This window comes from Rhizobium sp. 'Codium 1' (assembly GCF_020889605.1).
GTDB lineage: Bacteria > Pseudomonadota > Alphaproteobacteria > Rhizobiales > Rhizobiaceae > Allorhizobium > Allorhizobium algae.
Genome location: NZ_JAJGPW010000003.1, coordinates 387095 through 399720, shown reverse-complemented (window position 1 = coordinate 399720; position 12626 = coordinate 387095). Strand labels below are relative to the sequence as shown.

Genomic DNA, 12626 nt, shown 5'->3' with positions numbered 1-12626 from the left:
CAGTCAGCGACCGAGCGCCATGGCAAGATCGGCATAGATGAGTTCCGCAAGTTCCCGCGCAGCACGAGTTTCCGCGTCGCGTGCGGACCGCAACTTTGCGAATTCCTGTTTCGGGTAATCGAAAAGCGCAACAGCTGTCCGCCTGCCGGTTTTCAGAACTGTGTCGTCTGAAATCCGCTTGAGCGTGTAGGTGCCGACAATGGCGGCACGTCCAGCATTGGGTGTATCGGCTCCTTCTTCGAGAAGGACCCCTTCGACACCACCGCTGACCGTCAGATCCAGGCTGTATTCGGGTGTCTTGGATTGATCACCGCCACTGGTGAGGAAGATCAGACGGTTGCGAGTCTCGAGCCCAACGCGGCTGGAGGCTTCGGAATAGGCTATTGCCGCCAGAGCGCCTCGCGCTTCACCATTCGCGTCCTGGTAAAGAGGACGCGCCTGGCAGCCTGCGAGAAGCAAGGCCGCACCAATCAGAAGCGAGCGCCGAAGCACTGTGGATGGCTTGAGTTCACAGGACAATATTCACGATCCTTAGCGGGACAACGATGATCTTCTTCGGGGCCTGACCGTTGAGGACGGCCTTGACGGCGTCGAGAGCCAACACGGCTTCCTGGACTGCATTCTGGTCTGCGTCGCGCGCGATTGTCAATTCGGCGCGCTTCTTGCCATTGATCTGCACAGGCAAAACAATCTCGTTTTCGGCAACCAGTGCTTCATCAAACTGCGGCCAGGCGGCCTGGGCAACAAGACCCTGATTTCCAAGGACGGACCAGGCTTCCTCGGCGAGATGTGGGGTCATCGGCGCTATGAGCTGGATCAGGATCTCCGCGGCGTTGCGGACAGCCGCAACATAGCTTGCATCACCCTGCCCTGCCGCGACATTCGTCAGCGGTGCAGCCAATGAATTCACGAGCTCGTAGATACGTGCGATCGCCTTGTTGAAGGCCAATTTGTCCAGATCACCCTGAACGGCCTTCAGCGTCTTGTGCGCGACCTGAGAGACCGGGAGCCCGTCCCCGTCCTTAGCCGGATTCGGAGCAACCGAGTTGAGACGTTCCGCTGCTTCTGAAATCAGTCGCCAGACACGCTGGACAAAGCGGTGTGCGCCCTCGACGCCGGACTCCGACCAGATCACGTCGCGGTCCGGGGGGGAGTCCGAGAGAACGAAGAAGCGTGCGGTGTCTGCACCATAGGAATCGATGATGTCATCTGGATCGACGACATTCTTCTTCGACTTCGACATTTTCTCGATCGAGCCGATTTTCGCTTCCTGGTCACTGCTCAGCAGGTAAGCGCGACGCGTTCCGTCGGTTTCGTCGATCCGCAGATCCGCCGGCGCCACCCATTCGCGCTGAAGTCCTTCTCCAATGCTGTAGGTCTCGTGAACCACCATGCCCTGGGTGAAGAGACCCTTGAAAGGCTCCTTCAGTCCGACATGCCCCGTTTCCTGCATGGCTCGAGTGAAGAAACGGGAATAGAGCAGGTGAAGGATCGCGTGCTCGATGCCGCCAATGTACTGATCGACTGGCAGCCAATGGCTGGCGACCGCCGGATCCGTCGGATTGTCTTCCCACGGGGCGGTGAAGCGGGCGAAGTACCAGCTGGAATCGACGAAAGTGTCCATCGTGTCAGTCTCACGACGGGCATCCTTGCCGCAGCAGGGGCAGGCGACATGCCGCCAGCTGGCATGGCGATCGAGCGGATTGCCAGGCTTGTCGAAGCTGACGTCATCCGGCAGCTTGACCGGCAGATCCTTCTTCGGGACCGGTACGACGCCACAATCGTCGCAATGGATGACGGGGATTGGGCAACCCCAGTAGCGCTGACGGGAGATGCCCCAGTCGCGCAGACGGAAGTTGACCTTGCGTTCGCCTTGCGGGGCGCCGTTCAGCTGCTGCGACGACAGTCGGTTAGCAACCTCTTCGAAGGCTTCGGTGGTCGAAAGCCCATCCAGGAAGCGCGAGTTGATCATCACCCCGTCGTCGGTGAAGGCAGTGTCCCCAATCTCAAAGCTTGCGGCATCACCATCCCCAGGCATGACAACCGCCACGACCGGCAAATCATATTTGCGGGCGAAGTCCAGGTCGCGCTGGTCTCCGGAAGGGCAGCCGAAGATGGCTCCCGTTCCGTATTCCATCAGGACGAAGTTGGCGACATAGACCGGCAACTCCCAGCTCGGGTCGAGCGGATGTTTCACGCGGATGCCGGTATCGATGCCCTTTTTCTCGGCGGTCTCAAGCGCTGCCAGAGACGTGCCGGCGTTGCGGCATTCCTGGCAGAAAGCGTCGATCGCTTCGTTGCGCGCAGCCACTTCCTTCGCCATGGGATGATCCGCTGCGATCGCCAGGAAGGAGGCGCCAAACAGCGTGTCTGGACGGGTTGTGTAGACGGTGACTTCGCTGGCTTCACTGCCGGATGCGACTTCCCAGCGCACCGCCATGCCTTCAGAACGGCCAATCCAGTTCTTCTGCATCAACCGGACCTTTTCCGGCCACTGATCGAGATCTTCGAGTGCGTCGAGCAGATCCTGGCTGAAGTCGGTGATCTTGAAGAACCACTGCGTCAGCTCGCGCTGTTCAACGAGTGCGCCGGAGCGCCAACCGCGACCGTCGATGACCTGCTCGTTGGCGAGCACGGTCATATCCTCGGGGTCCCAGTTGACCTTGGAATTCTTGCGATAAACGAGGCCCTTTTCCAGGAAATCCAGGAAGAGGTGTTGCTGGCGATGGTAGTAATCGACGTCGCAGGTGGCGAATTCGCGCGACCAGTCGAGCGACAGACCCATCGATTTCAGCTGACCACGCATGGTGGCAATGTTTTCATAGGTCCAGGCCTTGGGATGAACCTTGTTCTTCATGGCCGCATTTTCAGCGGGCATGCCGAAGGCGTCCCAGCCCATCGGATGAAGCACGTTGTAGCCGCGGGCACGCTTATAGCGTGCCACGACATCGCCCATCGCATAGTTGCGGACGTGACCCATGTGGATGCGCCCGGAGGGATAGGGGAACATCTCGAGGACGTAGTATTTCTCGCGCGGATCGGCATTGTCGGTCTCGAAGACCTTGTCTTCGGCCCATTTCGCCTGCCAACGGGGCTCGGCGTCGCGCGGATTGTAACGTTCGGTAGCCATGGATCGCATTTCCGGGAATAAGCATCAAAAAGAGAGGGCCGACCTTCATCATGAAACCGGCCAAGCGTCAAGTTTTTGAGGCATCCGCGCGGCCTTTCCGGGCGAGTGCTTGCCATAGCCGGAGCGAGCGATTACCCCCTTGTAGAAAGGTCTGGTGACGCCAGATATCGGTCAGGTAATGACGAGGGTAGGCATGACGGTTGAAGAGCGGCTTCAGGATGTTCGGAGCAAGATTGCAAAAGCGGCGGCGGAAGCCGGTCGTGAGCCGGATTCCATCTCTCTTGTTGCGGTATCGAAGACCTTTGATGCGGAGCACATCCGCCCAACCATCGATGCCGGGCAGCGGGTTTTCGGAGAGAACCGGGTGCAGGAGGCACAGGGCAAGTGGCCTGGGTTGAGAGCGCAAGCCCCGGACATCGAGCTTCACCTCATCGGTCCCCTGCAGTCCAACAAGGCGGCAGAAGCGGTGGCGCTGTTCGACGTCATCGAAACGGTTGACCGGGAAAAAATTGCGCGCGCATTGGCTGAGGAAGTCAGGCGGCAGGGTCGTGAGATCCGCTTCTACATTCAGGTCAACACAGGCCTTGAGCCTCAGAAGGCGGGCATCGCGCCTGACGATGTGGCTTCTTTCGTCGCGCTTTGCAGGGATGAGCTATCGATGCGGATCGAGGGCATGATGTGTATCCCGCCGGCCGACGAAAATCCCGGACCGCACTTTGCTCTGCTCGCCAAGCTCGCGGATGAGAACAGCCTGTCGAAGCTTTCCATGGGGATGTCGGGTGATTTCGAGACCGCCATCGGCTTCGGCGCAACGAGCGTCCGCGTGGGGTCGGCGATTTTTGGCGTGCGCTAGTTCGCCTTAGACCTTCGGCATAGCGCTTTGGTCTCTCTTCCCTCCCCTCCCCGTCGATCCTAAAATGATCGCAAAGGCGAAAGCCGATGCGTTGTCATGGGAGGATCGACATGCGCGAGAACTATCAGGACATCTATGACTCCTGGGAGGCGAACCCGGAGGGCTTCTGGGGCGCCGCTGCGGAACAGATCCATTGGTACAAGGCGCCCGAGGCCGTCTTCAACCCTTTGGAAGGTAGCTATGGCCGCTGGTTTACGGGTGGCGAGACAAATACCTGCTTCAACTGCATAGACCGACACATCGCGGCGGGCCGGGGTGCAGAGACGGCGGTCATTTACGACAGCCCGATGACCGGTCAGACGGCGCGCTACAGCTATGACCAGATGCTTGTCGAAGTTTCGGCGATCGCCGCTGTGCTGCGCAATCATGGAGTGGTCAAAGGCGATCGGGTGATCATCTACATGCCGATGATCCCGGAGGCCGTTTTCTCGATGCTTGCCTGCGCCCGCATCGGTGCAGTGCATTCCGTCGTCTTTGGCGGGTTTGCAGCGCATGAGCTTGCCACGCGCATCGACGATTCTGGTGCTAAGGTTGTCATCGGCGCGAGCTGCGGCCTCGAACCGGGACGGGTCGTTCCTTACAAACCTCTGCTGGACCAAGCCGTCGACATGGCGAAGGTCAAGCCGGATTACTGCCTCGTGCTGCAACGCGACCAATATCATGCGCCGCTGCGATATGAGCATGGCGACGTGGATCTTGCCCTGGCGATGGAGCAGGAGAAGATCAACGGCGTCACCGTCGACTGTGTGCCGGTTGCGGCAACCGACCCGCTCTATATTCTCTACACCTCCGGCACGACAGGCCAGCCCAAGGGGGTGGTACGCGACAATGGGGGGCATATGGTCGCCCTCAACTGGACGATGGCGAATATATATGGTGTCAAGCCTGGCGAGGTGTTCTGGGCCGCGTCGGATATCGGCTGGGTCGTCGGCCATTCCTATATCGTCTATGGCCCACTGCTGGCGGGCAATGCCACGGTCGTCTTCGAAGGCAAACCTGTGGGCACGCCGGATGCGGGCACATTCTGGCGGGTGGTGAGTGATCACGATGTGAAGGTTCTCTTCACGGCGCCAACAGCCTTTCGTGCGATCCGACGCGACGATCCCGAGGGTGACCATGTTGCCCGCCACGACTTGTCCGGGCTGAGAGCTCTTTTCCTCGCTGGCGAGCGGGCTGATCCCGAAACCTTGAAATGGGCCGAGCGGATCCTCAAGATCCCGGTGGTCGACCACTGGTGGCAGACGGAGACAGGCTGGGCGATTGCGGCCAATCCGGCGGGTCTTGGACTGCTTCCCGTGAAACATGGATCTCCAACGAAGGCCATGCCCGGCTATGCGCTCGACGTGCTTGATGATGCGGGACATCCCGTCGCAGCGGGGACGCTCGGAAACATAGTCGCCAAGCTTCCCCTACCCCCTGGGTGTCTCGTCACATTCTGGAATGCGGATGAGCGCTTCCGGTCGTCGTGCCTCGAAGAATTCCCGGGCTACTACAAGACGGCGGATGCCGGCGTCATTGACGAGGACGGCTATGTCTTTGTCATGGCCCGGACCGACGACATCATCAACTGCGCCGGGCACCGCCTGTCTACCGGGGGCATGGAAGAGGTCTGTGCCATGCATCCGGATGTGGCCGAATGCGCGGTCATCGGGATTGCCGACGAACTCAAGGGCCAGATCCCCTGCGGCTTTCTGGTGCTGAAGAAGAATGTGCATCGCGACCATGCCCTGATCGCGAAGGAAATCGTTCAGCTGGTGCGTGACGAGATCGGTCCCGTGGCGGCCTTCAAGATGGTGCTGATGGTCGATCGCCTGCCGAAGACCCGATCGGGCAAAATCCTGCGGGGTACCATGCAGAAGATTGCGGATGGTTTGCCCTGGAAGATGCCAGCGACGATCGACGACCCTGCAATCCTGGACGAAATCACCGCCGTTCTGCAGGCGCATGGACAGGTCTCTGCGTCGGCCACATCTGCCGCAAGCGCCTGAGCTTAACTTCGGGCAATAAAAAACCCCGGCCGCAATGAGCAGCCGGGGCAAAATACGCGTCGCAATTGATCAGTATTGATCGTCTTCCTCGTCGCTTGGACGATCGGATTTCAGCGACTGGAGCTTGGCAAAGACAGCGTTGGCGTCGATTTCCTTCTCTTCCTCGCGCTCATAGCTGAAACCGGCGTTCTCGGTTTCGCTCGTAGACTGGAGGGTCGCGCCGAGTTCGGCGGCGGTCGGGAGTGGCCGGCCCTTGGATGCCTTTTCCACTTCCAGGTCGAGATCGATCTGGCTGCAAAGGCCAAGGGTTACGGGGTCCATGGGCGCCAGGTTGGCGGAGTTCCAGTGGGTGCGGTCGCGGATCTGCTCGATCGTCGATTTCGTCGTGCCGACGAGGCGAGAAATCTGGGCATCCTTCAGTTCCGGATGATTGCGCACGAGCCAGAGGATGGCATTCGGGCGATCCTGGCGCTTCGAAACCGGCGTGTAACGCGGGCCACGGCGCTTCGAGTCGGGGACACGCACCTTCGGCTCGGAGATCTTGAGCTTGTAGTTCACGTCCTTTTCGGCCCGGGCGATTTCGTCACGCGACAGCTGCCCGGTTGCGATCGGGTCGAGACCCTTGATGCCCTGTGCTGCTTCGCCGTCCGCAATTGCCTTCACCTCAAGCGGGTGCAGCTTGCAGAACTGCGCAATCTGGTCGAATGACAGCGCGGTATTGTCGACGAGCCATACAGCGGTCGCCTTCGGCATGAGCAGTGTCTGGGCCATGGATACAATCCTTCTGAGGGTCCGCGCCGGTTGTCGCGGGCCGTGGGTTTAAACCACTATTTCCGGGAATTCGGCGTCCTTATAGCGATTATGTAACGAAATTGCAATTCGCGAAGTCACGAATGACCTTTGTCTAATTGCTGGCCGTTTTTCAGCTGCTATGAATGTCGGCGATAGGCCGGGGAGGACGGTCCTGGTCGCCAGTAGTGGCCCGTCAACATGAGGAGGAATTCATGTCAGCCAAAACCTATCCGGTGTTGAAATCGGCAAAAGCCCGCGCGCTGATCGATGAAGACAAGTACCAGAAATGGTATGAGGAGAGCATCGAAGACCCAGAAAAGTTCTGGGGCAAGCATGGCAAGCGCATCGATTGGTTCAAGCCTTACACGAAGGTCAAGAACACCTCATTCAAGGGGAGGGTCCCGGTCAAATGGTTTGAGGACGGCCTGACGAACGTCTCCTACAACTGTATCGACCGTCACCTCAAGACGCATGGCGAACAGACCGCCATCATCTGGGAAGGTGATAATCCCTATATCGACAAGAAGATCACCTATAACGAGCTGTACGAGCATGTCTGCCGCATGGCGAACGTGCTGAAGAAGCACGGCGTCAAGAAGGGCGACCGCGTCACGATCTACATGCCGATGATCCCGGAAGCTGCCTATGCAATGCTCGCCTGTGCGCGCATCGGGGCAATACATTCGGTCGTGTTCGGCGGCTTTTCGCCGGAGGCTCTGGCAGGCCGCATCGTCGACTGTGAGTCGACATTTGTGATCACCTGCGACGAGGGCGTGCGCGGTGGGAAGCCGGTGCCGCTCAAGGAAAACACCGATATCGCCATCGACATTGCAGCGAAGCAGTATGTCCTCGTCAACAAGGTTCTGGTCGTGCGCCGCACCGGCGGCAAGATCGGCTGGGCCCCGGGCCGCGACATCTGGCATCACCAGGAAGTGCACACGGTCAAGGCGGATTGCCCGCCAGTCAAGATGAAGGCGGAGGATCCGCTGTTCATCCTCTACACCTCTGGTTCGACGGGAAAACCCAAGGGTGTCATGCACACGACGGGCGGTTATCTCGTCTATGCTTCGATGACGCATGAATATGTCTTCGACTATCAAGACGGGGACGTCTACTGGTGCACCGCCGACGTGGGCTGGGTCACCGGCCACTCCTACATCGTCTACGGCCCGCTTTCGAACTGCGCCACGACCCTGATGTTCGAAGGTATTCCCACCTTCCCCGACCAGGGGCGGTTCTGGGAAGTCATCGAAAAGCACAAGGTCAATATCTTCTATACGGCGCCGACGGCTATTCGTTCGCTGATGGGGGCCGGGGACGATTTCGTCAAACGTTCGGATCGCTCCTCGCTGCGCCTTCTTGGCTCGGTCGGCGAGCCGATCAATCCGGAAGCGTGGGAGTGGTACTACAATGTCGTCGGCGAGCAGAAGTCGCCGGTCGTGGATACCTGGTGGCAGACCGAAACCGGCGGCATCATGATCACGCCGCTGCCGGGAGCAACGGCACTCAAGCCCGGCTCGGCATCCAAGCCGTTCTTTGGGGTGAAGCCGGAACTGGTCGACAATGAGGGCAATGTGCTGGAGGGGGCCACCGACGGCAATCTCTGCATCACCGACAGCTGGCCAGGTCAGGCGCGGTCCGTCTATGGCGATCACGATCGCTACGTGCAGACCTATTTCTCGACCTACAAGGGCAAGTACTTCACCGGTGACGGCTGCCGTCGTGACGAGGACGGGTACTATTGGATCACCGGCCGCGTGGATGATGTGCTGAACGTTTCGGGTCACCGCCTGGGCACTGCTGAAGTCGAATCGGCGCTGGTGTCGCACCATCTCGTGTCGGAAGCGGCGGTTGTCGGCTATCCGCACAGCATCAAGGGGCAGGGCATCTATTGCTACGTCACTCTGATGTCGGGACAGGAGGGCAATGATGCCCTGCGCGCCGACCTCGTGAAACACGTCCGCACGGAAATCGGCCCGATCGCAACGCCGGACAAAATCCAGTTCTCGCCGGGGCTGCCAAAGACCCGTTCGGGCAAGATCATGCGCCGCATCCTGCGCAAGATCGCAGAGGACGATTTCGGTGCGCTCGGAGATACCTCGACGCTGGCCGATCCTGCTGTCGTCGACGATCTGATCGCCAATCGCCAGAACAAGAGCGCCTGACGAAGATCATATCACCGGGGGCCCATAGGGCTCCCGGTGTTTCAGCATCCGATCACGCGGCGGATCTCGTTGACCTGCTCCCGTGTGGAGCAGACGTTTTCACAGGGAATGCCGTCACCATCCCCGTCCGCGCGCCGGTAGCCGTTGCACCATAGAATCACGGCGTCCTCACAGGTCGAAACCTGTTTGCAGGTTCGTGCGGCTGATTCTGCACTGGCTGCCCATGCACTGGTGGCAGGGCCGTGGAGCGCTAAAAGAAGCGAAAGCAGCAGAAATGCGAAGCGCTGCCGAAAATCTCGAACAATAGACATGTGGCGATAAAGCAGTCCCGGGCAGTGATTGTCCACAATCCATATACAACTTGTCAGCCGGGGCAGGCGGACCGGAGCTTTCGCTTTCCCTCGTAGGGTTCAGCCAGCCCACGTTCCATGAGCTCACGCGCGAGATCCCGGCCATCATCGGTCTTGAGGGTTGCGACGACCCTGCCAAAATACTTGTCGCCGGTGATTGCCGTCAGGGTCACACTCTCCCGGCCTTCGACCATTGTGATGAGCGCTTGCTTCGCCAGATTTGCCGATCGCCGAAACGCGGGGCACGGCGAATTCATCTCGGCGGAATCGATGCCGCGTAGTCGAACATAAGTCCTTATCCGCTGGTTCGGCCAAGGCAGCGCATCAACCAGGATGGTGTCGCCATCGATGACGCGGACAATGTCCGCCTTTACCGGGCCGTACAGATCGTGGGCTTCTGTCGAGACTGGCGATCCCAGGGAGACAGCTGCAAGAAATCGGATTAGAACGGCGCGGGGTCGGAACATAATAGGAACATATTCCGATCAGCTCCCGCGATCAATAGGTAATTCTTCCTGTCAGAAATCGATTGCGCGACCCTTGATCTCCCAGTCACCGAAGCGCGCAGGATCCGCACCACCGCGGCCACCGATCTCTGTGGGCATTTCGGCAGATGCTTGCCTGCGGCGTCGCTCCTCTGCTTCCGCGAGTGCCCGTTTTGCGGCTGGGTTCAGTTCACGCGGCTGTTCCTGCACGCCGCCGTGGTCGGCTTCACGATCTTCTGACATCACATCGTCCTCCGCTGAGACCCCATTTCATGCGCAAACATTGAAATTGGGGTCGCCGCTTTTTAAATCAACAGGCGAAAACGGCAACAGTATTGCCGGACGCACTGCTGTTAGAGGACCACGACATGAATACAATGCGGACTGCAATGCTGCTCGCCTTCATGACAGCCCTCTTCATGGGCGTCGGCTTTCTGATCGGCGGTGGGGGTGGAATGATGATTGCCTTCGTCGTGGCGGCGGGCATGAATATCTTCTCCTACTGGAATTCGGACAAGATGGTGCTGCGTGCCTATCGGGCACAGGAAGTCGATGAGCGTACAGCGCCAGAATTCTACGTCATGGTGAGAGATCTGGCGCGCAATGCCGGCCTGCCGATGCCGAAGGTCTATGTCTTCGACAATCCGCAGCCAAACGCTTTTGCGACGGGCAGAAACCCACAGAATGCCGCCGTTGCGGCATCGACCGGGCTCTTGCAGCGGCTGACACCGGAAGAAGTGGCCGGTGTCATGGCCCATGAACTCGCCCATATCGAGAACCGCGATACGCTCACCATGACGATTACGGCAACGCTTGCCGGCGCAATCTCGATGCTGTCGAACTTCGCCTTCCTGTTCTCCAGCGGCCGCGACGATCGCAACAATCCCTTCGGTTTCATCGGGGTCATGATCGCCATGATCGTGGCGCCGCTCGCGGCGATGCTGGTCCAGATGGCAATCAGCCGAACGCGGGAATATGCAGCCGATCGACGTGGCGCCGAGATCTGTGGCCAGCCCCGCTGGCTCGCATCCGCGCTACAGAAGATCGCGGGCGACGCATCGCAGATCGAAAACACGGCTGCCGAACGTAACCCTGCGACCGCCCACATGTTCATCATCAATCCCTTGAACGGCCAACGGATGGACAATCTTTTCTCCACGCATCCGGACACCCGGAACAGGATCGAGGCGCTGCTGGCCATGACCGATATCCGCGCGGGGGGATCGACGCCGCCTGAAGCCCCTGTTAAGGCAACGCGCACTGCGCGTTCCGTTCCGACCACCGGTTGGGGGCGCGGCAATGCCGAACCACCCAAGGGACCATGGTCTTGAGCGACACATCGACGGGCAAACCGAAAAACAGACAGGCGGGAAACAGGGGGCACGGGGAAAGATTGTCCCGACAGTCCATGAAGCCGGGGCTTGAGGCGCGCATCGCCGCGACCCGCATCCTGGCTGCCGTGATCGATCGCAAGACCTCGCTCGACGGTATGCTTGATCCGGAGCACGGCAATCCGGCCTTTCTGCCGCTGAACGATGCCGATCGCGGCCTCGTCAAGGCGATCCTGCAGAGTGCGCTCAGGCACTCGCCGCGGATCGATGCCATCATTGCACAGCTCCTGGACAATCCTTTGCCGGAGGGCGCGAGATCGCTTCACCACCTGCTGGTCGTGGCAGCCGCGCAGATGCTCTATCTCGATGTTCCAGACCATTCCGCGGTGGACCTTGCCGTGGAGCAGGCGTCCGGCGATCCGCGCAGCCGCCGCTTTGCCAAGCTTGTCAATGCCATCCTCCGAAGGATCGGACGCGAGAAGACCGGCCTGCTCACGTCGGTGGAGGATCTTCCCTGCATGCCCGACTGGTTCATGCAGCGACTGACGGCAGTGTATGGTCAGGAGCATGCGCAGGCGATCGCGGCGTCGCAGCTCGAGCCGCCGACGATCGACCTCACCGTCAAGAGCGACGCCAGCGCCTGGGCTGAAAGGCTCGGTGGACAGGTCATGCCGACCGGCAGCATCCGGCTCGATAGATTTAAGGGATCGATCCCCTCGCTCGAGGGCTTCGATCAAGGCGCCTGGTGGGTTCAGGACGCCGCTGCCGCTCTTCCTGCACAGCTGTTCGGGGATCTCTCCGGCAAGCGCGTCGCGGATCTGTGTGCGGCCCCCGGTGGCAAGACGGCACAATTGGTCATGGCCGGCGGCGATGTCCTTGCCGTGGAGCAGTCAAAGTCGCGGCTGAAGCGGCTTGAGGGCAATCTCGCTCGGCTGGGGCTGACGGCCGAAATCCGTTGCGTCAATCTGATGGCCATGGATGCGGCGGAGAGCTTTGACGCGATCCTCCTGGATGCGCCGTGCTCGTCTACCGGCACGACGCGGCGTCACCCGGACGTGCTCTGGACCAAGGAGCCCAGCGATATCACAAAACTTGCGTCCGTGCAGGAAGGCTTGCTTCGGCATGCCCTCACGCTCTTGAAGCCGGGCGGGCGACTGGTCTTTTCGAACTGTTCTATCGATCCGATCGAGGGGGAGGATGTGGTTTCGCGCGTTCTCGCTGATGATCCGAGCTTGATGTTGTTGCCGATCAATCCGGCGGACTGGCCGGGTCTCGAAGCTGCGATCACGCCGAAGGGGGAGTTTCGGACAACGCCGGCCATGTTGCCGGACCTCGGCGGCCTTGACGGTTTCTACGCAGCGGTCATTGCTAAAACTTAACTAATATCTGAATAAACTTGTTGGGAAGTTCGCTGTCCCCGCCGTCCCTGCTCTGCAGGCGCGGCGTATGTCGCTATGAAACGGAATTGCACT

At 59.9% G+C, this 12626-nt stretch carries 10 protein-coding genes; 5 read left to right on the top strand and 5 right to left on the bottom strand.

What is annotated here, in order from left to right:
- Window positions 1-3: 3 nt before the first annotated feature.
- Both LJE98_RS11315 and leuS read right to left on the bottom strand, forming a co-directional pair.
- Window positions 4-519, bottom strand: a complete 516-nt coding sequence (locus LJE98_RS11315; RefSeq protein WP_229575315.1) for a hypothetical protein — start codon at window positions 517-519, stop codon at window positions 4-6.
- On the bottom strand, window positions 509-3130 hold the full coding sequence (leuS, locus tag LJE98_RS11310) for a leucine--tRNA ligase (RefSeq protein WP_229575314.1): 2622 nt from the start codon (window positions 3128-3130) through the stop codon (window positions 509-511). Before leuS ends, LJE98_RS11315 begins: the two co-directional genes overlap by 11 nt.
- A gap of 193 nt (window positions 3131-3323) precedes the next feature.
- Here leuS and LJE98_RS11305 point away from each other — a divergent pair, with 193 nt between their 5' ends.
- Both LJE98_RS11305 and LJE98_RS11300 read left to right on the top strand, forming a co-directional pair.
- Window positions 3324-3983 carry a YggS family pyridoxal phosphate-dependent enzyme gene (locus LJE98_RS11305; RefSeq protein ID WP_229575313.1) on the top strand — a complete coding sequence of 220 codons (660 nt, stop codon included), beginning with the start codon at window positions 3324-3326 and terminating at the stop codon, window positions 3981-3983.
- A 110-nt stretch (window positions 3984-4093) separates the two neighbouring features.
- The gene (locus tag LJE98_RS11300) at window positions 4094-6031 is read left to right on the top strand and encodes a propionyl-CoA synthetase (RefSeq protein WP_229575312.1); all 1938 of its coding nucleotides are present in this window, start codon (window positions 4094-4096) and stop codon (window positions 6029-6031) included.
- A gap of 69 nt (window positions 6032-6100) precedes the next feature.
- On the opposite strand, the gene LJE98_RS11295 is transcribed toward LJE98_RS11300, so the two are convergent.
- Window positions 6101-6802 (bottom strand): DUF1013 domain-containing protein, encoded by a 702-nt coding sequence (locus tag LJE98_RS11295; RefSeq protein WP_229575311.1) that lies wholly within the window; start codon window positions 6800-6802, stop codon window positions 6101-6103.
- Window positions 6803-7035: 233 nt separating this feature from the next.
- Between LJE98_RS11295 and acs the strand changes: the two genes are divergently transcribed.
- On the top strand, window positions 7036-8988 hold the full coding sequence (gene acs, locus LJE98_RS11290; protein WP_229575310.1) for an acetate--CoA ligase: 1953 nt from the start codon (window positions 7036-7038) through the stop codon (window positions 8986-8988).
- A 364-nt stretch (window positions 8989-9352) separates the two neighbouring features.
- Here acs and LJE98_RS11285 read toward each other — a convergent pair whose 3' ends face one another.
- On the bottom strand, window positions 9353-9805 hold the full coding sequence (locus LJE98_RS11285) for a thermonuclease family protein (RefSeq protein WP_229575309.1): 453 nt from the start codon (window positions 9803-9805) through the stop codon (window positions 9353-9355).
- Window positions 9806-9856: 51 nt separating this feature from the next.
- Window positions 9857-10066 (bottom strand): DUF1674 domain-containing protein, encoded by a 210-nt coding sequence (locus LJE98_RS11280; protein WP_229575308.1) that lies wholly within the window; start codon window positions 10064-10066, stop codon window positions 9857-9859.
- 125 nt (window positions 10067-10191) lie between these two features.
- Between LJE98_RS11280 and htpX the strand changes: the two genes are divergently transcribed.
- On the top strand, window positions 10192-11154 hold the full coding sequence (gene htpX, locus LJE98_RS11275) for a zinc metalloprotease HtpX (RefSeq protein ID WP_229575307.1): 963 nt from the start codon (window positions 10192-10194) through the stop codon (window positions 11152-11154).
- Window positions 11145-12533, top strand: coding sequence for an RsmB/NOP family class I SAM-dependent RNA methyltransferase (locus LJE98_RS11270; protein WP_324255827.1), 1389 nt, complete (start codon window positions 11145-11147; stop codon window positions 12531-12533). Before htpX ends, LJE98_RS11270 begins: the two co-directional genes overlap by 10 nt.
- The last annotated feature ends 93 nt before the right edge of the window (window positions 12534-12626 follow it).